Source organism: Paenibacillus sp. FSL L8-0502, from assembly GCF_038593055.1.
Taxonomy (GTDB): Bacteria; Bacillota; Bacilli; order Paenibacillales; family Paenibacillaceae; genus Paenibacillus; species Paenibacillus polymyxa_D.
Window position 1 is genome coordinate 4398737 of sequence record NZ_CP151958.1, and the last position, 22058, is coordinate 4420794.

Below are 22058 nucleotides of genomic sequence, written 5' to 3' on the forward strand. Positions count from 1 at the left end.
GGAAGAAATGAATATGGTTATTTTGTCATAGAAAGATAGACGAATAAAACAGATTCGCACGTCCATACTATGGACAACATGTCATCTTTCGTCATGAATAATCATGAAAATGAAAAGAAAGAAGGTCTTTCTATGGAAGCTTTTTATGTCAATCGCGATGGGTCATTATCTACTCCATTGCGGGGAAAGGATGTGTTGGCAAATCCCCTTTTGAACAAAGGTGTCGCTTTTACAGAAGAAGAACGCAAAGAACTGGGTTTGGAAGGAATCCTTCCTCCCACCGTCCTTTCATTAGAGAAGCAGAGCGTACGGGCATATCAGCAGTTTCTGGCACAACCCACCATGCTGCGTAAAAATGCTTCTCTCAACGACCTTCATAATCGAAATGTCGTACTCTACTACCGACTGCTAACTGACCATTTAAGTGAAATGCTGCCCGTAGTCTACACGCCGACCGTAGGAACCGCGATTCAAGAATATAGTCACGAGTACAACCGCCCTGGAGGCGTATATTTGTCGATAGATAACCCGAACGGCATTGAACAAGCATTCTATAATTCTGGTTTGAGTGGTGAAGATGTGGATTTGATCGTCGTGACGGATTCCGAAAGTATTTTGGGCATCGGAGACTGGGGTGTCGGGGGGATTAACATTGCTATTGGCAAACTTGCAGTGTATACAGCTGCGGCAGGCATTCATCCCGGGCGGGTGCTGCCCATTGTACTGGATGTAGGTACGAATAATGAAAAGCTGCTGAATGATCCACTGTACATCGGAAACCGCCATAAACGGGTTCGCGGAGAAGCCTATAACCAGTTTATTGATACTTTTATCAGCAAAACGTTAGCGCAATTCCCGAAGGCGCTTTTACATTGGGAAGATGTGGGTAGCATAAATGCACGCCATATTATAGGAAAATACGGTCAAAGTATACTCACCTTCAACGATGATATACAAGGTACAGGAGCGGTGACCTTGGCTGCAATTCTTTCGGCGGTGGGTGTCACCAAGACTCCGCTGCGTGAGCAAAAGGTACTTGTCTTCGGCCCAGGAGCAGCAGGGATCGGTAACGCTGACCAAATTCGGGGCGCTATGATCGCGGATGGTCTTTTGGAGGAGGATTCATTCAAGTCCTTTTGGGCTTTTGATTACCGCGGGCTGTTAACGGACGATATGGAAGATGTCCTGGATTATCAGAAACCGTATGTACGTAAAAAAGAGGAAGTCAGCTCATGGACGCGGTCGGATGACGGCAAAATACCGCTGCTGGAGGTCATCCGTCAGGTGAAGCCTACCCTATTAATCGGAACTTCTGGAGTAGCCGGTGCCTTTTCTGAAGAGATCATCAAAGAGATGGCGAAGCATGTAGAACGCCCGATCATTATGCCCATGTCCAATCCTACAAATCTTGCAGAAGCTACACCTGAGGATCTAATACGGTGGACCGATGGCAAGGCATTAATTGCTACCGGAAGCCCCTTTGACCCCGTCACTTATAACGGTACGAAATTTGAAATTGGACAGGCGAACAATGCCTTTGTGTTCCCGGGACTGGGTCTGGGTGCGATTGTGGTTAAAGCCAAAAGGATTACCCCTGCGATGTTTACAGCCGCAGCAGATGCCGTTGCCAATGGCGTAGATTCGAATAAGCCTGGCGGTGCGTTGCTCCCTCATATCCAAAAATTACGTGATGTTTCGTACGTTGTTGCGGTTGCGGTAGCGAAAGCAGCGATTCAGGATCAGGTAGCTCAGGCACACATTTCAAATGTTGAACAAGCTATACGGGATGCAATGTGGAAACCGGAATATGTCAAGGTCAAAGCAGTGGAAAGCGTAATACATCACCCTCACTAATGCTCCATTTAGGAAAGGGATTGCCTTGTTCAGACAGGCAGAATACGTCAGTTCAAGCAAGGAGAATCAATCTATGAGTGTCGGACATATCTTGTACATTTTGGTGCCGATTTTTTTCGTTATTATTTTAGGGTGGTTAGCGGGGCATTACAAAAGCTTTGATGCCTCTTCCTCCAAAACCCTAAATGCGCTCGTTACCAAATTTGCACTACCTGCGCATCTATTCATCGGTATTACAACAACGGACAGGAAAGCGCTCATCGAGCAATGGCCATTCCTGCTGGCCCTGTTCATTGGCATTGTCGGCTTTTTTACCGTTCTCCTTCTACTGTCCCGCTTTGCGGGGAAGCAGTCAGTGAAGGATGCCGCCATGTTTGCTTTGAACTCGGCACAGCCGACCTTTGCTTTTATGGGCATTCCTGTGCTTGGAGCCATCTACGGCTCCTCTGCTGTCGCCATTCCGATTGCGCTTACCGGGATCGTAGTCAATGCCGTCCTTGACCCGGCGGCTACCATTATAGCTACCGTAGCCAGCAGGAATTCAGGCAAGGAACGAAACGGTCACCTTGGAAGACTGATCCGGGACTCCATTCTTCACGGCTTAAAAGAACCGCTGGCGCTGGTTCCACTGGTTGGTGTAATTTTGACCTTGTTCGGCTTCCATTCACCGGATTTGTTGAACAAATCGTTGAATCAAATTGGTGATATTACGTCCGGGGCAGCCTTATTCGCGGTCGGTGTAACCATTGGCGTACGTAACATAAGTTTTAGCGTAAGCGCCTTTGCCATCGCACTGTTAAAAACAATTGTGCAGCCTTTATTAATGCTGCTGATTGCCTACCTGTGCGGTCTGTCGTCTGCCGATACTGTGAAGGCAGTTCTGCTCGTTTCCTTCCCGGGTTCAGCAGTCGCTGCTATGATTGCTACCCGTTTTGAAAGCCTGGAATCAGAAACAGCCTCCTCCTTTGTCATCAGTGCTGTCACATCCCTCGTTACACTCCCAGTACTGATTTCTCTATTGGTATAAATGCTGATTATTTAGACATTGGAGCCTGCCGCGAATTCCTTCGTGTAGACGGAACTGAACTTCTCCAGCGCCCTTTTCCCTCTCGGAAGCGAACTTCAGCTCTGTCGTTTGGCCCTTGACCAGATAGACATGTTTGACATAGCGTATGAACGTATGTACAGTAATAGTCAAAAGAATAGAAGTCCACTAGGGGAGCCGCTATGGCTGAGACAAGAACGTATCTTGGACCCTTTGAACCTGATCTAGTTCGTACTAGCGTAGGAAAGTGGAGCCTTTATATATAAGGTTTCAAGCGTTTTTTTGCGTATTGGGCCTATTGTTGAAGCCGCTCCATTTTTCTGGGGCGGCTTTTTAGCGTTGTTCCGGAATTATATTCTTACAGGACTTCTTGCTCTTCAATTTTATGGAGGTGGCGAAATTGAGTTTTACACAAGAACTCCGTCGGCAGGCGGACGGCATTTTTCAAGCGATTTTTGAGCATCCCTTTGTGAGAGGTATTGCTGAAGGAAGTTTGACAAGGGGACAGCTGATTCACTATGTAAAACAGGACTTTGAATATTTGAACGCCTACATGCGGATATACGGCATCGCAATCTCCAAATGCACGAATCGGGAGGACATGGCTGTATTTAATGAACAAATCTCTTTTATTCTCCACAGCGAGGTTCACCCGCATCAAAATTTCTGTGCTGTCGCAGGGGTGACCTATGAAGAATTGCAGGGATATCCGCTCGCTCCGTCGGCTCATCACTATATCCGGCACATGCTGACGGTTGCGCATGAGGGCAACCTGGGCGAGATCTTGGCTGTGCTGCTGCCATGTATGTGGACGTATGCCGAGATTGGCCGCAGGCTGCTAGATGAAGTAAAGCCGGATAAGTCCCATCCGTTCTATGAATGGATTGGCTTTTATGGAGACCAGCTTGATGATACAACACTCAAGTTCCGAGAACGTGTAGATGCTTGGGCGGAAGGGGCAACGGCTGCTGAGCGGGAGCGGATGATTGAGCATTTTATACTGAGCTGCCAGCTGGAATATAAGTTCTGGGACATGGCTTATAAGCAGGAAGAATGGCCGGTCCAGATGCAGGCAGCGGTCTTGGAATAGTCAGCCTGTCAATTCGATGCGTGAAGTACGGTTAATGTCCTGTTGAACCACCAACTATAGAGAGGATAATCATGATGAGTACATGGGAAAAAAGTTATTCGGATCTCCTAACGAAGGTACAAAATAGCAAACCCCTCGTTCACAATATCACCAATGTGGTAGTCACCAACTTTACCGCCAACGGCCTGTATGCATTGGGAGCCTCCCCGGTGATGGCCTATGCACCCGAGGAAGTAGCAGATATGGCCAAAATAGCAGGCGCCGTCGTGTTAAACATCGGTACGCTGAACCGCGAACTGGTGGATGCCATGATCATTGCTGGACAATCGGCGAATGCACACGGTGTTCCGGTCCTGCTAGACCCGGTCGGTGCGGGAGCAACGAGCTTTAGAACTGAATCGGCACTGCGAATCCTGAGTAAAGTCAAAATCTCATTGGTACGGGGCAACGCAGCCGAAGTTGCCAATCTTGTCGGAGAAGCGCGTGAGATTAAAGGCGTAGATGCTGGTGACAGTGCTGACAGCGGCCATGTCGATCTGGCAATTCGGGCTGCTCGAGCGCTCAATACAATGGTTGTCATCACTGGAAAAGAAGACGTCATCACCGATGGGGCCGAAGCACGAATGATAAGCGGCGGAGACGCGCTGCTCACGAAGGTAACCGGAGCAGGCTGCCTGCTGACCTCTGTGTTAGGTGCCTTTGCAGCTGTTGAACCCAACCTGCTGCTCGCAGGTACAGCAGGCTTGGCATTTTACAGTGCAGCAGCTTCCCGAGCCGCAGCACGTACCGCAGAGCTAGGGCCAGGCAGCTTCCAGATTGCCTTTCTCGACGAGCTCGCCAAACTACATACTGGTTCGCTAGAGGGGCATGTCACGATCCGTGAAGCTGGAACAACTACAGCAGGTGGTGCGCGATGACAGACACTCGTGTACCCAGAGCACTGACGATTGCCGGCTCGGACAGTGGCGGCGGGGCCGGAATTCAAGCCGATCTCAAAACCTTTCAAGAGCTTGGCGTATACGGCATGTCAGCTATTACGGCCATTACTGTACAGAACACCTTAGGGGTCCACGGCGTATATCCGCTGCCACAGGAAGCAACAGCGGAACAGATCGAAGCTGTAGGATTAGACCTTGGAGTGGATGCCCTGAAGACTGGCATGCTGTTTAATGCGGGTATCATCCGTCTTGTGAGTGAGCAGATCCGAAAGTTCGGCTGGAAAAAGGTCGTCGTCGATCCCGTGATGATTGCGAAGGGGGGCGCTGAACTGCTGCAATTGGAAGCGGTGCAGGCTTTGAAGGACGAACTGCTCCCCTTGGCCCTGGTCGTTACACCGAATATCCCGGAGGCGGAAGCCCTGACAGGGATCAGCATCCGTACGATGGAGGATCGCCGCGAGGCTGCAAGACATATTAGCAGTATGGGATCAGAATTCGTTGTGATCAAGGGTGGCCACGCTGACGAGAGCGAGAGCAGCGAACAGATTGTTGACCTGCTCTTTGACGGAACCGCCTTTACAGAGCTGAGCGGCAAGCGAGTACGGACTGTCCATACACACGGAACTGGGTGCACCTTCTCGGCAGCGATTACCGCGGAATTAGGGAAAGGGATGTCTGTACCGGAGGCTATCTCGAATGGCAAAGCCTTCATCCAGGCGGCGATTGAGGAATCTTTGCAGCTTGGACAGGGACATGGGCCCACCAATCATTGGGCCTTCCGTCGTCGTCAGGAGATGCTTCTATGAGCGGCAGAATGTTGTCAGAGGTGGTGCGCCGCCAGCTACAGATGTACCTGGTGCTTGGAAGCGTGAATTGCCTAGCGGAACCAGGCTGGGTCGTGCAGGAGGCTCTGGCTGGCGGGGCAACCATGGTCCAGTTCCGGGAAAAAGGCCATGGCGCATTAACGGGTATCCCTATGTTCGAACTTGCGCGCCAGCTACAGGAACTGTGCCGCCACGCTGGTGTCCCCTTCATCATCAATGACGATGTGGAGCTGGCTCTTGAAATCGACGCTGACGGTGTTCACATCGGTCAGGACGATGAATCTGCCGAAACCGTCCGCGAGCGAATCGGAAATCGAATTCTAGGCGTCTCTGCCCATACCATTGAGGAAGCACGTCGAGCCATTCTGCAAGGTGCTGATTATCTCGGCGTCGGGCCAATCTATCCCACCCTCTCGAAGGATGATGCCCATGCTGTACATGGGCCAGCAATTTTATATGAGATGCGTAAAGCGGGAATTGATGTGCCAATTGTTGGGATCGGAGGTATTACAGTCGACCGTGTTGAGGAAGTCGCACGTGCAGGTGCAGATGGTGTAGCGGTGATTTCAGCCGTGACACAGACAAAGCAGGTTAGAGGTACGGTCAAGGAATTCAAAAAAAACATGGTCTCATTTCTCAATGATCCGATCTACATGTTTGATAATGATTCAACAGATCATCCAGCTTTTTAGATTGTTCTATTACTTTGGGATGTGTTAAAAATCCATACTTTTTCTGGACCTGATACAGTTTCTTCCTAGCTCGTTCGACACAAAGTAAAGTCACACCTTGGTTCATCAGCATGATCCCTCCTATATGTCATATTTTATAACAAAAAGACGTTTTTTGGATTTTCAAATAATGCGCCTAACAAAAAAAGAACATCCCCAAAAGTTTGCATAAACAAAGATATCCCTAAATCCACGTGAAAAGGACCTCTGTTCCACTAATAAGTGTAACAGAGGTCCTTTTCATAAAGAAATCCAATGTTTATTGAGGCATACCAATCAATCTGACCTAGAGATTAGCCTTATTTTGTTTAATTTCATTGTTCTCTTTCTCGGAAATAAGTAATCCTAGCAGTGTATATCCTCTGTACGATACTCCAATTAACAGAACTCCACCAGCAATAGAAATCAGAATAACTAGCAGCCGTTTAAGCACCTCCAATTTGTACTTGAGGTGTTATTCTTTGATTTTGGTTATGCGACTGAACAGGCATTGTGAAAATAAACAAGAAACTAGCTGCGATGACCAGCAGAATCATTTTTTTCAACATTGTCTAACCACACCTTTTCTAATAGTTTGAAATACTCTTCCCTTGTTTCGGGAAGCGCATGTGCTTGAAAATGTGCAAAAAGTCCCGTACAGTTTATAAAATAAGTCTCATTATTTAATATATGGGCTTTTACCAATGCATATATTAAGTGTTTAAAGCCATCGTTGTACATTCCCCGCTTCAAATAGTAATAAGCCAGTTCGTAACCAAACCATGCAAAATAATCCGGCATCACTTGTTGGGTGTACATATCAGTAGATTGTGATAGCAGAGCAAAAGAATTAATCTCCACTTCAAAACGTGAAAGGACATCATTGATATCTATTGCATATCGGTTAGCAGCTATCATAACGTTCAGCAACTTGGATAACTTTTCATTCTCGGTAGTGATTGATGTGGATGCAATATATTCAACATAATGAGGAAGCACCTTCCTATCTCCAGATAGGAGTCTATTTACAAAAATATTACCTTCTGCCCAATGCTTGAACAAGTTGACCCAGTGTTGGGTTTCCTGGTCTGACTCGATCACCCAACCTAAATCTGCGTAGGCGTACGTAAATTGTAAAGCTTGTTGATAATCTCCTTGGGCTTCACAGACACTCGCACATAGTAAATCGGCATAAGTGATATACACAAACATCGGGCGACTCAGCCTCTCTTCAGCCTCCTCCCACTCTCGCTTTTTCTGTTGATGTTTCAAAGAATATTGGATCTCCGCTTTGGCTCTCATTTTTCGAGCAGTTGCATCGAGCTTGTCCCATTCACGCAGAGAACGATACACATTCGCCAAATCCTTTAACGCATCGAGTTGATCTATTTCATTCAGACGTTCGACAAAGGGTTCAAATCGTGTAGCCGCCTTGAGATTTCGGATCTGATTGTTACCCACCTGAATGGTAAACAGACGATACTGACAGACAGCCAAACGTTCAGAATGCTGGTACTTCTCGCCTTCCGCAATCCCTTCGTAGAGCAACAATGCGGCATTGTGCTGACCTTGTGCGAATAATTTTTCTGCTGCATCAAATAACTTTGGGGAATATAGAAGGTTGTCCATAATATGTCCCACTACAAGCTGGATAGCATCCAACTTGTCCAGTTCCGCACAGCGAAACAACAACGGCTCAATTCGCCTCCAATCCGGGGAACGCTCAATGATGTAGTTATCTATGTATAGTTCGTAAAAAAAACCTTCTGGTAGTCCCATAGCCCAAGTGATTCGATCTAGCTGATGTATAGCAACAGGACGATGCTTGGCAATCCAATTATTAAGTGTTCTTTGATGAACACCTGAATGTTCGGCAAATTGTGCCAGCGTCAAATTATTTTCCCCTAAATAATCCTCTAACTTCGCCAAAATCGTAGGTGTATGTCCCAAGTCATAACCACCCTTCATACAAAAAATCCAAATTTTATACTTTCACCTCAAATTATTCACCAAGTTTTAACATGTGTCAACATTTTTCTTCCATTATTCCTACTATATAAACTTGAATATGGTAATTAATAACCACTAACAAGAAGTCTCTTTTGGAATCAGGTGGTCGCTCGCTCTACTAATTTGAATTCCAGATGATGTATCATTTCTTCCAGCCCTTCGAGGGCATTTCGAATCATAATGAACGCATTCTCAGCTTGCTTGTCTATCGGGTAATGAATCGTAGTTAAATCAAGCAAATGCGAGATTTCGGTGTTATCAAAGCCTACTACTGCAAAATCACTCGGGACAGAAACACCTAGCCTACGCGCTTCAGTCAAAAGACCTGCTGCCAAATAATCGGTAGAACAGGCGAAGGCGTCCGGCCTGTCTGTTGGTGCTCGTTCTGCCCACCAATGAGCTATTTGTTCACCAGCTTCTATTGAATTTAAATCATAAAAATGCGGGAAGGCCTCAGCGTCCAAATCATATTTTTCGCAAAAGTCATGATAAGCTCGAATGCGTTCTTTTGTATTCAATCCCCGCATGCTGCCGTACACATTCACAATTTTCCGATATCCTCGGGTGTACAAATGTTCTAATGCCAGCGTATAGCCCTGATACTGATCCATAAATACAGACGGGATTGCCTCAATGTTTACACGCTGCCAGGTCACAATCGGGCCATATTTTGTATAATGCTCAATCACACTCCACTCATTAACGCGAATCATACAGACCAAGGCGTCCAGTTGCTTTCTCCGCAACATTTCCAGCGCTTCAAGCTCCTGTTCCTTCTCCCCATTGGTAATAAACAGCGCTATATTAAAGCCATGCTCCTGGGCATACATTGTAAATCCGCGCACAAATAAACCCAATGAATCATTAAAAGAAAGTGAAATAATCCCTATGAGCTTGGTCATGCCTTTTTTTAAAGATACCGCATTAAGATTAGGAACATAATCCAGTCGATCTATGACCTCCTGCACACGCTGTCTTGTTGGTTCACTTACGTATGGATGGTTGTTAATGACACGGGACACCGTAGCCGAGGATACCCCCGCCAGCTTTGCAATTTCATGAATATTCGCCATTTTTTTCACCTCGTTCTTTCTATTTTAGCATGTTCGTGGTGTCCGCCCTATAATTGTCACCTTCCCAAAATAAGTTTTTTAAAAGCGCTTGACCTGTAATGCATTACAGGGATTACAGTGAGTTTGTGCTTAAGAAAGCGGTTTACAAAACATACTTAGGAGGCACTAACTATGAAAAAAGGCATAAAGATTGCAACCATTGGCGGAGGCTCCAGCTATACACCAGAACTAGTAGAAGGCTTCATCAAACGTTATACAGAGCTTCCCATTCGGGAATTATGGCTGGTAGATATTGAGGCAGGTCGTGAAAAACTGGAGATCGTAGGCGCCATGGCCAAACGGATGGTAAAGGCTGCAGGCATTGATTGTGAGGTACATTTGACCCTGGATCGCCGGGAAGCGTTGAAGGACGCTGATTTTGTAACGACCCAATTTCGGGTAGGCTTGCTGGAAGCCCGGATTAAGGATGAAAGTATTCCGTTAAAACATGGCATGATCGGTCAGGAAACTAATGGGGCCGGAGGAATGTTCAAAGCTTTTCGTACCATCCCCGTTATCCTCAGTATCGTCGAAGATATGAAAGAACTGTGTCCGAATGCATGGTTGATTAATTTTACCAACCCTGCGGGTATGGTCACCGAAGCCGTGCTTCGTTATGGTCAGTGGGATAAAGTCATCGGATTATGTAATGTTCCAATCGGCGCGATCAAGAGTGCATCGGCTGTGCTGGACAAACCGGAAGAAGAGCTATTCTTTAAATTTGCAGGGATTAACCACCTTCATTGGCACAAAGTTTATGACAAAACCGGAGCTGAATTAACAGAGCAAGTCATTGAAGGACTGTACGCTCCTGGCGCAAAGCCAGAGAAAGTCGTAGAAAATATTAAGAACATGCGCTTTCTGTATGATCAAGTTCGTCAATTGAAAATGCTGCCTTGTCCTTACCATCGGTATTACTATATGACGGATAACATGCTCAAGGAAGAATTAGAGGAAGCCAAAAACGAAGGAACTCGGGGCCAAGTGGTCAAACGTCTGGAAGAAAGTCTGTTTGAATTGTATAAAGATCCGAATCTGGATTACAAACCAGAGGAACTATCCAAACGCGGCGGTGCGCATTACAGCGATGCAGCCTGTGAGATCATTAATTCCATTTATAACAACAAAGGCACATTGATGGTGGTTAGTACACGTAACAATGGTGCGATTGATGATGTTCCCTATGATAGCGCCATCGAAGTGACCAGTGTCATTCGCGCTCATGGTGCCGAACCTGTCAACTTTGGCAAATTTCCACCTGCACAGCGGGGCTTGCTGCAAGTGATGAAGGCAATGGAAGAGCTGACGATAGAAGCGGCGGTCACCGGTGACTATGCAACCGCACTGCAAGCCTTCACCCTGAATCCGCTCGTACCAAGCGGGGACATTGCTCAAACCGTGCTGGATGAATTACTAGAAGCACACAAAGAGCATCTGCCTCAATTCTTTGCTCATAAGGAGAAGGCAACGGTATAAAAAGGGCGTCTATCATCCCACTAAAACACAAAAAAGCTTCCTACATGTAGGAAGCTTTTTTTGCTATACGTCCCAGGAGGGATTCGAACCCCCGACCGACGGCTTAGAAGGCCGTTGCTCTATCCAGCTGAGCTACTGGGACAAGATGGTGATCAATAAAACTTTATGTATTCAGCGCATTGATTATTATATCACATTTCGAGCAACTGTCAAAAGCATTTTTTTCATGATGTAGGGAAGCTGGCTGCAAAGGAATCATTTGGACGCTAACGGGGTATTATGTACAAAGAACCATGCATAAAGGAGGGGTTAATCCGTGAGAGGTCTTTTGTCGTCACTTTGTTATTTCAGCATTTTCTTCGCACCTTTTCTAGTGCCTGTCATTGTGTGGATTGCAGTACGGGACGAATATGTTCAGGGACATGCAAAAAAAGCTATTTTATCGCATATTTTCCCCATTATTGCGGCGATTCCGCTAGTGTATTTTATTATAACGGCGAATCATGCAGGTTCAGTGATCGGGTTTGTACTGCTATTCGTAGTGGTCTATCTCAGGGTTTTTGTGTATAACATCTACAAAGGAATTATGACGCTGCGTGAAGCGGCTTAGTTCAAAAGAAGCCTCCTATATTCCGCAAACTTGGCGGGATACAGAGGCTTCTTTAGGGTTATTTTTGATGAGTTGCTGTTGCTATTTAGTTCGATGGCTATGGCTGCTTATTTATTCCCAAAGCGTTTAGGACTTCTACGCACCTCATGTCTTACGTTTTTCTCCAGCACTTCTTCTGCAAACTCATTGTTGTGAATATAACTGCTGCCTTTATTTTTCTTATAATTCGCTTTGCCGTCTATGATTTCCCCCTCCTTTCACGCTGATCCGGCGATGGCGCCGGGGCCCAAATCAACAAAAGCCGAGGCATAGCACACCATATCCTCATGCCCCGAACTCCTTGGCGAACTCTGTACTGAGTTGCCCATACGAGAGCAATTCTTTTTTGAACTTCTCTCGCTCCTCACCAGCAGTAATGTGTGTAGAATCGGTAAAAGCCTTGTCTGTCACTTCCTCAAATGCCGAATGCAGGTTATTGTCGTACCAATCCAGCTCCAGATCGGCGTCATTGCGGATGATCCGTACCATGTCGTAGTCATGCTGACCATCCGTCTGATCCTTGGCCGTGATATAGACCAGCAGTTCCGGGTCATCCGCGGCACCAGGCCGCACCTCTACCTCAGCGCAACGCACTCCGTCAAGTTCAGTGAAGCGGCGGATTTTGGCATCCTTGATGTAGTACATGGTCTTCCTCCTTCCTTGCGAGTAGACGGGTTGCCCCATCAGTAGTTTTCGGAACGGACAGACATTTTATGCTTCTTTTCGGCATATATACTGTTGAACTGGGGATTTAGTTTTTGATTCATTCCAACACTGGATGAACACGATAAAGAGAGGATGAACAGACATGTGCGGAATTACAGGTTTCATACAGTGGAACGGAGACTTAATGCATCAATCTGAGCTGCTGCTGAATATGGCACAAACGCTCTCCGATCGCGGACCAGATGCTGCGGGTACCTGGATATCCAATCCGTGTGCCTTCGGACACCGAAGACTGAGCGTTATGGACCCGGAAAATGGCGCTCAACCCATGATCCGGCAGCTGGAGGATATCACTTATACGATTGTATATAACGGGGAAATATATAACGCGCCTGAGCTGAAAAAAGAGCTGCAACAGCGCGGGCATTTTTTCCGTACACAATGCGACACGGAGGTGCTGCTCGAATCCTATATCGAATGGGGCCCCGAATGTGTGGATCGGTTAAACGGCATTTTTGCGTTTGCAGTCTGGGATAGTGAGCGGGAGCAGGTATTTCTGGCACGGGATCGGCTGGGAGTGAAGCCGCTATTTTATAGCCAGACCGAAGAAGTATTCGTATTTGGCTCAGAACCCAAAGCACTGCTTCAGCATCCAGCGGTAGAAGCAGCAGTGGACGCCGAGGGATTGGCCGAAATTTTTATCATCGGGCCTGCACGTACCCCCGGACACGGCGTCTATTCGTCTATGAAGGAGCTACGCCCCGGGCATACGCTAACTTACAGCCGCGACGGCGTGCGCATTCAAGCCTACTGGACACTGGAAAGCATTGCGCATGAGGATAACACCGAAGAAACGGCGCTTAAGGTACGAGAACTGTTGCTGGATACGGTGGAGCGGCAGCTCATTTCGGATGTTCCGGTGTGCACCTTATTGTCTGGCGGGTTGGATTCAAGCGCTCTATCCGCATTGGCTGTCGATTATTACAAACGTACCGGGCAGGGACAAGTTCATACGTATTCGGTCGATTATGTGGATAACGACAAGCATTTTAAAGCCCATGCGTTTCAACCAGGAGCCGATGCCCCCTGGATTCAGCGGATGGTGGATGAATTAGGGACAAATCATCACTGGATTGAATTCGATACGCCAGAAGTCGTAGCAGCTCTGAACAACTCCACGCTAACGCGGGATTTACCCGGAATGGCGGACGTGGATTCGTCGCTGTATCTCTTTTGCCGGGAGATTAAAAAAGGGGCTACGGTCGCTATTTCCGGCGAGGCTGCGGATGAAGTTTTTGGCGGATATCCATGGTTCCACCGGGAGGATATGCTGAATTCGGGTACATTCCCGTGGGCAGTTGCACCCGACATGAGAGCCAGTCTGTTGTCTCCCGAAGTGCGGGACTGGATCAAGCCGCTGGAGTATTTGAACGACCGCTACTCCGAAGCGGTAGGAGAAGTGCCGAAGCTACCAGGAGAAACAGGAAAAGCTGCACAAATGCGCGTTATGTCCTATTTGAACATCACCCGCTTTATGCCTACTCTGCTGGACCGCAAGGATCGGATGAGTATGGGAGCCGGACTCGAAGTGCGGGTACCGTATTGCGATCATCGATTGGTGCAATATGTATGGAACATTCCGTGGAGCATTAAGATGACAGGCGGACGTGAAAAAGGTATTTTGCGCAAGGCGCTTGAGGGTGTACTGCCGGATGATGTGCTGTATCGCAAAAAAAGCCCATATCCAAAAACGCATAACCCTTCCTACCTTGAGGCTGTGAAAAAGCAGGCGCTGCAGCTGCTGGATGACTCCTCTTCCCCACTGCTCAAGCTGATTGATGCGAAAAAGGTACGCGATATTGCCGCCTCACCGGAGGCATCCACCAATCTGCCTTGGTTTGGTCAACTGATGTCGGGTCCGCAGTTGTTTGCCTATTTGGCCCAAGTGGATAACTGGTTGCGCACTTACAAGGTTGCGATTCGATAAGCTAAAAATACAAAAAAGGCTATCCGCAACTCATGACTGACGGATAGCCTTTTTTCGTTATGTGAATGGGGGATAATTTCGCCCCTGTTACCAAGCTATGCCTGTGGATTACCCAGCTTTGTTGCCAAATCCCGCAGAGCTATCCCTCGGTGACTGATAGCCTGCTTTTGTTCCAACGTCAGCTCGGCCATTGTCTTCTCAAACTCTGGCAAATAAAACAGCGGATCATACCCAAACCCGCCGCTGCCGGCGGTTTCAGTAGTAATCCAGCCTTCCACGGAACCTGTCGATTCCAGCGTCTCGCCAGTCTGCGGATTATACAGAATCAAGGTACAGACGAATTGAGCCGGGCTTAGCAAAGGCTGTCCCGTATCATCACCCAGCTGCTTCGATTCCAGAACGTCGAGCAGCTTAATATTGTTTTCGTGATCGCTGGCACCTTCTCCAGCATAACGGGCAGAGTATACCCCCGGTGCACCGTCCAGCAAATCCACGCAGAGGCCTGAATCATCGGCCAGCACGGGCAATCCGAGCACATCTCCAACCGCTTTAGCCTTTTTCAGTGCATTTTCGGCAAAGGTTTTGCCATCTTCAACGACATCAGGAATGTCGGGATAATCGTACATGCTTCTGACTTCCTTGCCAAACGGCGCAAAAGCATGCGCAAATTCCCGCACTTTTCCTTTATTTTTCGTAGCGACAATGACGACCGGGCCATCCAGCTGCATTAGGCGCCAGCTCCTGTACGTCCAGCACCGATCTTATCAGCAATCGGTCCAAGTACTTCTTTTTGGCGCTCAATCATTTGCAGAATCCCTTGTTCGCCCAAGCTAAGCAGTTGATCCAATTCGTTACGGTCAAATGGGCTTTCTTCACCTGTACCTTGCAGCTCGACATATTTTCCACTGCCAGTCATGACAAGATTCATGTCCACTTTGGCCTTGGAATCCTCTTCATAGTTCAGATCCAGCAACGCTTTTTCACCTACAACCCCTACGCTGACGGAAGCCAGAAAATCGGTAATTGGAAAAACAGGCAGCTTGTGCTGGGTAGCAATTTTATTGACCGCAATCGCCAACGCTACGAAAGAACCGGTAATTGAGGTTGTACGTGTTCCGCCGTCCGCCTGAATGACATCACAATCCAACGTAATCGTCCGTTCACCAAGCGCCTGCAAATTGACCACCGAACGCAATGCTCTTCCAATCAGACGCTGAATTTCCATGGTACGGCCTGTCAGCTTGCCACGCGCAGCTTCACGCTGATTACGGCTATGAGTCGCACGCGGAAGCATGGAATACTCTGCGGTTACCCAGCCTTTTCCTTGTCCCTTCATAAAGGGGGGGACGCGTTCTTCTACAGTAGCCGTGCAAATGACTTTCGTCTCGCCAACCTCTATAAAAACAGAGCCCTCCGCGTATTTATTTACTCCTGCTGTCAATTTCATCGGGCGCAGCTCATCACCGTTTCGTCCGTTAGATCTACTCATGCTTTTTCCTCCTACGTCGTATGCAACCTGTTCTTATATGTTTATTTTACCAAAGTGTGCAGGCAAAAGCACCCCAAGGACGATTCCCGCCCTTAAAGAGGTTGTTCAAAAAGTCGTCTTTCCATGACGAAGCTAATCAAGAAGCGGATTCAACGTCGAATCTTGAATTCAGCCGGGCCTTCCGTTGCTCACGTAGATCTGTCTACGCTCCGCTACTCAGTCCCTAGCTTCATCCAATCTTCTCGGTCCTGAAAAGCCGACTTTTGAACACGCCCTTAAAGAGGGATTTCGTTAATATGCTGCGGCTTGGCTACAGGCTCTCCATAATTTTGATTATTTTGTCCAATCACGCTTTTTTCACCATTCAGTTCAATCCGAATTTTTGTTTTGACTGCATCATCTGAATTGTCTGCCGCTGTCAGCACAACCGATTCCAAAAATTCAGCAGGCACGGCTTCTCCCTTAGCAAACATATCATCCGAGAGCGATACCGTAATGACGTTGTATTTGGAGCGTTCTACTGATTTCAGTGCCGTCTCTCCTGTCATCACTTCTTGTAACCCATCTTTGGTCTGCGGCCCTTGAATCAATTGATGCAGTGCTGACTGGACACGATCTTTTTCAGGGCTGACCAACCGTGTTACAGGTACATAGTATTGAACTCCAGCAGGAGAAGATGAAGAGAAATACACAGTGACTGGACTAGAATCCAGTGGTGTTACGCCATGACCAATCTCCAAGTTAATACCTACTGCACGTGTCAACGGATGATCCAGCGGTGTGCCGCCAACAGGCATTTCGTTCAGCTTTTTGCCCTCCACCCAGATCTGTACGCTCTCAATATCAGGACGGTCGGTCAGGGTCCAGGTCAAGCTCTCCATTAATTTTCGTTCATCCTGTGGCTTATAGTTGGCGAAAGATTTGTTGAATTCGACAACAGCCAGCTTGTTGTTCTTGTCCACTGTCACACTTTTCACTTCCGTGCCTTGGGGAATTACACCTTTAAATCCCTCTGGCAATAATCCGGCATACGGCCCCCCCTCAACCAGGGCTTCCAGCGCCGACTTGGCATCTGCCTGTACATCCCCTGTAGCCATCGGTAAAGATACCGGGGCCAGCAAACCGTTATGATCTTGCAAAAAAACAGCCCTCAGTTGCCCTGTACTGGCAGGTGCTTTTCCGGTTACAGCCTTAATCATGGACTGCTCTGTCGTGGACGGCGGGGGGTCAATGGATGCCGATTCGTTGCCGAAAAGGCTGCAGCCTGACAACAACAGGGGTAGGGATAGCAGTCCAGCTACAGAGGTCATACGCCATGGGTGTTTTATATTCATAAGTGAAGTTCCTCCCTAACAATTTTGTACAGATTGTACTAATATGTATACAAGCCTCGCGTAAAAAATAACTACTTTTTCAGCAGACTGGACACACTGGTCATAATTGCAGTAGAAATCAGGATCTATACGAGGAGGGTAACTTCAATTTTATGGACAAGAAAAAAGTACCTTACAGCCTGAACAGTAAAAAGGTAGCTGATGCCACACGCGAGTGGCTGCACAAGCGTGGCGTTAACATGACTGAAATCGCAGAACTGGTCATGCTTTTACAGAAAAAATATTACCCAACCCTAACGATGGAAGAATGTATGGAGAATGTGGACAAGGTACTGATGAAGCGCGAGGTTCAAAATGCCGTGCTCACGGGCATCCAACTGGATATCCTTGCAGAACAGGGCGCTCTTCTTCCCCCATTGCAGGATATGATTGAAAATGATGAGGGATTATACGGGGTGGATGAAATTCTGGCCTTTTCCATTGTAAATGTGTACGGCAGCATTGGATTCACCAATTACGGTTATGTCGATAAACTCAAACCAGGTGTGCTGGAACGCCTGAATGATAAAAGCCTCGGGCCGATCCATACGTTCCTGGACGACATTGTGGGCGCTATCGCAGCTTCGGCCAGCAGCCGTATCGCCCATCGCAAACAGGCAGAGCGTGAGCAGGAGCTTGGGGAAGAAAGCGCACCGAATACAACACGTTAAACAACATGCTAAATAACAAACAACGCGTGGGAATATAACAGATATATAAGGGTTAGAGGAGAACTAGACATGGCAAACATTACTGAAGGGTATGCATTCCGTACGATGCAGGCTAATGATTATGATCAAGCCATTGAGCTGTGGAATGGCTTAGACGGATTGGGATTAAGCGAGGCCGACTCACCGGAGCGAATTGCACGCTTTTTACAACGGAACGAAGGACTTAGCTTTGTCTGTGAGTACAACGGAAACATCATAGGCACGATTTTAGCGGGCCACGATAGTCGCAGGGGGTTTCTGTATCATCTGGGTGTAGCTGCAGCACATCGTGGTCAAGGGATCGCGCCCAGATTGGTGGATAAAGCGTTATCTGCTTTGCTGAGAGAAGGCATTGATAAATGTCATCTGTTTGTGATGGAGCATAACGCAGGGGGTCAACGCTTCTGGTCAGCTAATGGCTGGGAGAAACGGGATGGAATTTTACTATATTCCCGAGGACTAGAATAGGATCTAAGCGCTTGATCTATACAAATAGGAACACCGGGTCTGATTCAAGTCGAGCTATAAACGATCAGACCCGGTGCATAATACTCACAGCTTATTCATTGCCATTCTAACATTTCAAGCTCAGATTACCTTCATTCATAAATTACAATCCATTTTGTGGACGCAGTGCACGTTCTACAATTCCCAGCGTGGATTGACGAGAGAAGAACCGGGACACCTGAGCTACCCAATAGTTTTGGCGACCGGAAATGATGTGACTACGTCCCTTTTCAAATGCTCTCAACGCGTTCTTCACAACGGTTTGGGGAGTTTCCCTAATTCCAATTGACGCTTCACTTGCGCCAACAATATCAAAAAACGGCGTTTCTGTTGAGCCTGGACAAAGGGCCAAAACTTTAAGCCCCCGTTTCCGATTTTCGGCCCATAGCGCTTCAGTAAAAGAAAGCACAAATGCTTTGGTTGCTCCATATACGGCCATATATGGATCGGGCTGAAATGCGGCTGTGGAAGAAACATTGATGAGTCCCCCATCCCGCTTACGCAATAAATCAGGCATAAATGCATGTGTGATGTCGACTAAAGCAGCCACATTGAGCATCACTTCCTCATGCTGTCGTTCTCCTGAAACCTGCTCAAAGTATCCATAGGTGGCAAAACCCGCGTTGTTAATCAGGAGATCTACCTTTAGCTGTTGTTTTTGAACCTCCTGATGCAATGTCTGGGATGCTCCGGGTGTGGAAAGATCCAGCGCAATCACTGTTGCTTTTACGTTATATTTAGCTATGAGCTCCTTGGCCAGCGCTTCTAATTTGGTTTCATTCCGAGCTACCAAAATGAGGTCACATTTCTTAGCTGCGAGCGAATAGGCAAATGCCTCGCCAATACCGGATGATGCCCCTGTGATCAGTGCTGTTTTGTTTGCGTACATAAACATGATGATAACCTCCATAGTATCGTTGTTTTATTTTAGAAACATTGTTACCACTACTCTATAATGAACTGAAGTCATCTACTATGACGACCTCAGTACACTTCATTTTTACGATGGGGATGAGGATGTTTTAAATGCTACGAGCGTATTCTTCAGTGTAAATGCATACACCCCTTGAGCCATATCTACATCTGAAAAATGACCTGCAAACTGAAGATGTATGACCCCATGTAAAGCAGACCAAAACATCCGGACAACCAGCAACGGATCATGCTCTTTCAATGCTCCCTGCTCCATAGCGTGTATGACGGTTTGCAGAATTCGTGACAGTGCCGTTGTGGTCCCCTCCAAGCTCTGTTCATCGGGCTTGAAATCAGACAATGCCCCGCCAAACATCATTTTATAATAGGCTGAATGGAGCTGTGCAAATTCCCAGTACGCCCAGCATAGAGCTTCCAGATCAGCGAGTACGCTTTCGGTAACAGGTACTTGCTGGAAGGTTTCAGCCAATAGCCGACATCCATCCAGGTACATCTCATTGGCAAGACCATCCTTACTGCCAAAAATATTGTAAATGATCTTGGTGGAACAGCTTAATTTCTGCGCAACTCGCCGTACGGTCACAGCCTCAGGCCCTTCTTCCACAAGAAGGATGCATGCGGCATCGATGACATTTTTACGTAGCAATTGCTGCTGCTGTTGCTTCACTTCCGAATAGGTTTTATAGGGAGGCGATGGCTCGGACATGATTGAATGCACTTCCTTTTGCTTGAGGATTTTGCAAAATCCTGGCTTATTAAAAACTGTTGCTTGTTGCTACTATAATAAATTAAAGAACTACACAAGACTTTCGGGAAACGGTGTTTCCGTTAAGAACCATAGTATTCTAAGCCTGAGTATTTGTCAAATAAAAAAAGAAACACAATAAGTAGATACACTTACCGTGCTCTGGTTGATTGCTTAAAAATGAAGCTATGTTGGGTGTTTCACGATCAGTAGGCAATACCTACCCGTGTACGGATAAATTCGTAACTCTTGCATTGCCAATAAGTAAAATCAGCCGTATCCGCGGTGGTAATTTGTGAGCCACCTTCAGGCAAAAAATCTTTTTCCACGCGATAAATACCTGTCCGCGCTCCGTCCGGTAGATAGGTTGGACATACGATTGTCCAGTCTAGTGCCGATTCACGCAGCAATTCGTACACTCGCCGATGTTCCTGGGCCGCACGAGTGCTGCGTCGTCGGGTATCGTAGGACTCGTAACGATACAGGTCCGGTTCGGTCCGGCTTTGCAAAATTCCTGCCGTTCCTACCGTAATGAGCCGAGAAATGGACTGTTCCTGCATGAGCCGGATCAGCAGGGCTATATTAACGGATAAGGTAGTCGTTCCATCCGTATTCAGCGCACTGATCACAGTCGTCGCCCCACCCTTCAGCGCCTGTGCTACGTCCTCTCCATTAGTGGCATCGCCTTGTACGATTTGCAGCTGATTCCCATATCCAGGTATGTAATCCTCCAACTTGTCCGGTGAACGAACAAGGACCGTAACGGTATGACCGTCCGCTAACGCATAATCTAATATATACCGTCCTACGCGTCCGGTAGCTCCCAGCAGCAGCAAATTCATAAAGTCCTCTTTTCCGGCATGCATGCCGCTTGTCATGTTGTTTCGTTATGTCACTTGTTGGTCAACTTTCCGTGACTATTGACGGCAAAAGGGATAGAAGCGCGTGATTGGGTTCGTCTCGCTCATAGAGGCCCGTTCACGGCGCACCAGCTCCACCAGATGAGCCAGCGTCTCGGACATGGCAAACCTTAGCTGGTGAATACCCAGCTTGCCACCGAACATGGCAATGCACAGCTCATAGGCTGTGCTTCCCTCCGGTTGGATCAGCTGCTGAAATTTCTCCAGTCGTTCTTCATGATGTGCCAGCAACGCTTGCGTCCGCTCCCGAAAATAACCAAACGGATTGCGGTGCCCCGGATATGCCCACGCTACCTCCAGCTTACCTAGACGCTGCAAGCCGTCTACATAAGACTTCAACGGCTGGGCATCACTGCCCGGCAGCAGACTGATATTAGGAGAAATCTGCGGCAAAACTGCGTCACCGCAGAGGATAACACCGCTATTCGGGTCATATAAGGACATATGTCCGGGCGCATGCCCTCCCGTCTCGACGGGCAGCCAACTGCGTCCACCCCATTCCAGACGAGCGTCTATGCCGGTAGGAATAACGGTAATCTCAGGCTGTGGATTCACTTGCAAATAAGCCTGCCGCATATGTAATTCCAAGGCCGGCACTTGCTCCAAAGGAAAACCATGCTGGACAAAAAAGCTGGGAAGCCTGTTCTCCATAGCGACCGTCGATTCTGGAGCGTCCCACATCATCATCGCTTCCTTATGGCTTCGGGCTGACATATGTACACGAGCCTGACTTTGCTGCTGCATCCAGCCCGCCAATCCGTAATGATCGGGGTGATGATGAGTGACCACAATGTCCGAAATATCCCCAAAGGACATTCCCAGCTGGTGGAAGACATGCGCCCATTCTGCCTCGGTGTCCATATTGCGCGGCCCCGGGTCTACAATTGTAAAACCGTGCTCTCCCTTGAGCACATAGCTATTCACCCAGCGCAGCGGAAAGGACATGGATATTTTGACCTGAAAGCCTCCGTCTATTCGCTCACACGGTGTAAGCTCTGGCATTTTCATGGCTTCCACCCG

General features: G+C 47.6%; 22 protein-coding genes, 1 tRNA gene and 1 riboswitch. Of the genes, 11 read left to right on the forward strand and 12 right to left on the reverse strand.

What is annotated here, in order from left to right:
• Positions 1-132: 132 nt before the first annotated feature.
• The 6 genes from NSQ57_RS19100 to thiE all read left to right on the forward strand — a co-directional run bounded on the left by NSQ57_RS19100 (position 133) and on the right by thiE (position 6443).
• Entirely contained in the window at positions 133-1854 is a 1722-nt protein-coding gene (locus tag NSQ57_RS19100; RefSeq protein WP_342425168.1) for an NAD-dependent malic enzyme, read from the forward strand.
• A 73-nt stretch (positions 1855-1927) separates the two neighbouring features.
• On the forward strand, positions 1928-2881 hold the full coding sequence (locus NSQ57_RS19105) for an AEC family transporter (protein WP_342425169.1): 954 nt from the start codon (positions 1928-1930) through the stop codon (positions 2879-2881).
• Positions 2882-3059: 178 nt separating this feature from the next.
• Positions 3060-3162, forward strand: a riboswitch (TPP riboswitch).
• Between the two features lie 137 nt (positions 3163-3299).
• Positions 3300-3989, forward strand: coding sequence for a thiaminase II (gene tenA, locus NSQ57_RS19110; RefSeq protein WP_165148741.1), 690 nt, complete (start codon positions 3300-3302; stop codon positions 3987-3989).
• Positions 3990-4063: 74 nt separating this feature from the next.
• Positions 4064-4906 (forward strand): hydroxyethylthiazole kinase, encoded by an 843-nt coding sequence (gene thiM, locus NSQ57_RS19115; RefSeq protein WP_342426135.1) that lies wholly within the window; start codon positions 4064-4066, stop codon positions 4904-4906.
• A complete protein-coding gene (gene thiD, locus NSQ57_RS19120; RefSeq protein ID WP_069011045.1) occupies positions 4903-5733 on the forward strand; it encodes a bifunctional hydroxymethylpyrimidine kinase/phosphomethylpyrimidine kinase in 831 nt (276 codons plus the stop codon). The genes thiM and thiD overlap by 4 nt, the downstream gene beginning before the upstream one ends.
• Positions 5730-6443, forward strand: coding sequence for a thiamine phosphate synthase (gene thiE, locus NSQ57_RS19125; protein WP_340956616.1), 714 nt, complete (start codon positions 5730-5732; stop codon positions 6441-6443). Before thiD ends, thiE begins: the two co-directional genes overlap by 4 nt.
• On the opposite strand, the gene NSQ57_RS19130 is transcribed toward thiE, so the two are convergent.
• The 3 genes from NSQ57_RS19130 to NSQ57_RS19140 all read right to left on the reverse strand — a co-directional run bounded on the left by NSQ57_RS19130 (position 6388) and on the right by NSQ57_RS19140 (position 9544).
• Positions 6388-6555, reverse strand: a complete 168-nt coding sequence (locus NSQ57_RS19130) for an aspartyl-phosphate phosphatase Spo0E family protein (RefSeq protein ID WP_071558335.1) — start codon at positions 6553-6555, stop codon at positions 6388-6390. The genes thiE and NSQ57_RS19130 overlap by 56 nt on opposite strands.
• A 437-nt stretch (positions 6556-6992) precedes the next feature.
• Positions 6993-8411, reverse strand: a complete 1419-nt coding sequence (locus NSQ57_RS19135) for a helix-turn-helix transcriptional regulator (RefSeq protein ID WP_342425170.1) — start codon at positions 8409-8411, stop codon at positions 6993-6995.
• A gap of 158 nt (positions 8412-8569) precedes the next feature.
• Positions 8570-9544 (reverse strand): LacI family DNA-binding transcriptional regulator, encoded by a 975-nt coding sequence (locus tag NSQ57_RS19140; protein WP_340933018.1) that lies wholly within the window; start codon positions 9542-9544, stop codon positions 8570-8572.
• A 171-nt stretch (positions 9545-9715) separates the two neighbouring features.
• Between NSQ57_RS19140 and NSQ57_RS19145 the strand changes: the two genes are divergently transcribed.
• Positions 9716-11059: a 6-phospho-beta-glucosidase gene (locus NSQ57_RS19145; RefSeq protein ID WP_342425171.1), complete on the forward strand. Its 1344-nt coding sequence runs from the start codon at positions 9716-9718 to the stop codon at positions 11057-11059.
• A gap of 68 nt (positions 11060-11127) precedes the next feature.
• Here the strand turns inward: NSQ57_RS19145 and NSQ57_RS19150 are convergent.
• Positions 11128-11201: transfer RNA gene (locus NSQ57_RS19150), tRNA-Arg, on the reverse strand.
• Positions 11202-11375: 174 nt separating this feature from the next.
• Between NSQ57_RS19150 and NSQ57_RS19155 the strand changes: the two genes are divergently transcribed.
• Positions 11376-11669 carry a DUF4870 domain-containing protein gene (locus tag NSQ57_RS19155; protein WP_342425172.1) on the forward strand — a complete coding sequence of 98 codons (294 nt, stop codon included), beginning with the start codon at positions 11376-11378 and terminating at the stop codon, positions 11667-11669.
• 324 nt (positions 11670-11993) lie between these two features.
• On the opposite strand, the gene NSQ57_RS19160 is transcribed toward NSQ57_RS19155, so the two are convergent.
• The gene (locus tag NSQ57_RS19160) at positions 11994-12353 is read right to left on the reverse strand and encodes a hypothetical protein (RefSeq protein WP_013311672.1); all 360 of its coding nucleotides are present in this window, start codon (positions 12351-12353) and stop codon (positions 11994-11996) included.
• 163 nt (positions 12354-12516) lie between these two features.
• On the opposite strand from NSQ57_RS19160, the gene asnB reads away from it, so the two are divergent.
• Positions 12517-14361, forward strand: coding sequence for an asparagine synthase (glutamine-hydrolyzing) (asnB, locus tag NSQ57_RS19165; protein ID WP_342425173.1), 1845 nt, complete (start codon positions 12517-12519; stop codon positions 14359-14361).
• Positions 14362-14456: 95 nt separating this feature from the next.
• On the opposite strand, the gene NSQ57_RS19170 is transcribed toward asnB, so the two are convergent.
• From NSQ57_RS19170 to NSQ57_RS19180, 3 genes are all read right to left on the reverse strand, one after another.
• The gene (locus tag NSQ57_RS19170) at positions 14457-15089 is read right to left on the reverse strand and encodes an XTP/dITP diphosphatase (RefSeq protein ID WP_069011039.1); all 633 of its coding nucleotides are present in this window, start codon (positions 15087-15089) and stop codon (positions 14457-14459) included.
• Complete coding sequence (gene rph, locus NSQ57_RS19175; protein WP_013311675.1) at positions 15089-15850, reverse strand: ribonuclease PH; 762 nt, start codon at positions 15848-15850, stop codon at positions 15089-15091. Before rph ends, NSQ57_RS19170 begins: the two co-directional genes overlap by 1 nt.
• Positions 15851-16125: 275 nt before the next feature.
• Positions 16126-17184, reverse strand: a complete 1059-nt coding sequence (locus NSQ57_RS19180) for a GerMN domain-containing protein (RefSeq protein WP_342425174.1) — start codon at positions 17182-17184, stop codon at positions 16126-16128.
• Between the two features lie 152 nt (positions 17185-17336).
• Here NSQ57_RS19180 and NSQ57_RS19185 point away from each other — a divergent pair, with 152 nt between their 5' ends.
• Both NSQ57_RS19185 and NSQ57_RS19190 read left to right on the forward strand, forming a co-directional pair.
• A complete protein-coding gene (locus NSQ57_RS19185) occupies positions 17337-17894 on the forward strand; it encodes a phosphatidylglycerophosphatase A (protein ID WP_069011037.1) in 558 nt (185 codons plus the stop codon).
• Between the two features lie 69 nt (positions 17895-17963).
• A complete protein-coding gene (locus tag NSQ57_RS19190) occupies positions 17964-18401 on the forward strand; it encodes a GNAT family N-acetyltransferase (protein WP_069011036.1) in 438 nt (145 codons plus the stop codon).
• A gap of 142 nt (positions 18402-18543) precedes the next feature.
• On the opposite strand, the gene NSQ57_RS19195 is transcribed toward NSQ57_RS19190, so the two are convergent.
• From NSQ57_RS19195 to NSQ57_RS19210, 4 genes are all read right to left on the reverse strand, one after another.
• Positions 18544-19335: an SDR family oxidoreductase gene (locus NSQ57_RS19195; protein WP_165148718.1), complete on the reverse strand. Its 792-nt coding sequence runs from the start codon at positions 19333-19335 to the stop codon at positions 18544-18546.
• A gap of 105 nt (positions 19336-19440) precedes the next feature.
• On the reverse strand, positions 19441-20079 hold the full coding sequence (locus tag NSQ57_RS19200; RefSeq protein ID WP_029518356.1) for a TetR/AcrR family transcriptional regulator: 639 nt from the start codon (positions 20077-20079) through the stop codon (positions 19441-19443).
• Between the two features lie 245 nt (positions 20080-20324).
• Positions 20325-20960 carry an SDR family oxidoreductase gene (locus tag NSQ57_RS19205; RefSeq protein WP_029518355.1) on the reverse strand — a complete coding sequence of 212 codons (636 nt, stop codon included), beginning with the start codon at positions 20958-20960 and terminating at the stop codon, positions 20325-20327.
• Between the two features lie 75 nt (positions 20961-21035).
• Positions 21036-22046, reverse strand: a complete 1011-nt coding sequence (locus NSQ57_RS19210; RefSeq protein WP_029518354.1) for an MBL fold metallo-hydrolase — start codon at positions 22044-22046, stop codon at positions 21036-21038.
• Between the last annotated feature and the right edge of the window lie 12 nt (positions 22047-22058).

Coding starts and splice junctions, on each gene's coding strand:
- NSQ57_RS19140 (WP_340933018.1), bottom strand. CDS start 9,544: ATGGCGAATATTCATGAAATTGCAAAGCTGGCGGGGGTATCCTCGGCT.
- NSQ57_RS19105 (WP_342425169.1), top strand. CDS start 1,928: ATGAGTGTCGGACATATCTTGTACATTTTGGTGCCGATTTTTTTCGTT.
- NSQ57_RS19190 (WP_069011036.1), top strand. CDS start 17,964: ATGGCAAACATTACTGAAGGGTATGCATTCCGTACGATGCAGGCTAAT.
- thiM (WP_342426135.1), top strand. CDS start 4,064: ATGAGTACATGGGAAAAAAGTTATTCGGATCTCCTAACGAAGGTACAA.
- NSQ57_RS19195 (WP_165148718.1), bottom strand. CDS start 19,335: ATGTTTATGTACGCAAACAAAACAGCACTGATCACAGGGGCATCATCC.
- NSQ57_RS19170 (WP_069011039.1), bottom strand. CDS start 15,089: ATGCAGCTGGATGGCCCGGTCGTCATTGTCGCTACGAAAAATAAAGGA.
- NSQ57_RS19100 (WP_342425168.1), top strand. CDS start 133: ATGGAAGCTTTTTATGTCAATCGCGATGGGTCATTATCTACTCCATTG.
- NSQ57_RS19130 (WP_071558335.1), bottom strand. CDS start 6,555: ATGCTGATGAACCAAGGTGTGACTTTACTTTGTGTCGAACGAGCTAGG.
- thiE (WP_340956616.1), top strand. CDS start 5,730: ATGAGCGGCAGAATGTTGTCAGAGGTGGTGCGCCGCCAGCTACAGATG.
- thiD (WP_069011045.1), top strand. CDS start 4,903: ATGACAGACACTCGTGTACCCAGAGCACTGACGATTGCCGGCTCGGAC.
- rph (WP_013311675.1), bottom strand. CDS start 15,850: ATGAGTAGATCTAACGGACGAAACGGTGATGAGCTGCGCCCGATGAAA.
- NSQ57_RS19160 (WP_013311672.1), bottom strand. CDS start 12,353: ATGTACTACATCAAGGATGCCAAAATCCGCCGCTTCACTGAACTTGAC.
- NSQ57_RS19210 (WP_029518354.1), bottom strand. CDS start 22,046: ATGAAAATGCCAGAGCTTACACCGTGTGAGCGAATAGACGGAGGCTTT.
- NSQ57_RS19200 (WP_029518356.1), bottom strand. CDS start 20,079: ATGTCCGAGCCATCGCCTCCCTATAAAACCTATTCGGAAGTGAAGCAA.
- NSQ57_RS19180 (WP_342425174.1), bottom strand. CDS start 17,184: ATGAATATAAAACACCCATGGCGTATGACCTCTGTAGCTGGACTGCTA.
- NSQ57_RS19145 (WP_342425171.1), top strand. CDS start 9,716: ATGAAAAAAGGCATAAAGATTGCAACCATTGGCGGAGGCTCCAGCTAT.
- NSQ57_RS19185 (WP_069011037.1), top strand. CDS start 17,337: ATGGACAAGAAAAAAGTACCTTACAGCCTGAACAGTAAAAAGGTAGCT.
- asnB (WP_342425173.1), top strand. CDS start 12,517: ATGTGCGGAATTACAGGTTTCATACAGTGGAACGGAGACTTAATGCAT.
- NSQ57_RS19205 (WP_029518355.1), bottom strand. CDS start 20,960: ATGAATTTGCTGCTGCTGGGAGCTACCGGACGCGTAGGACGGTATATA.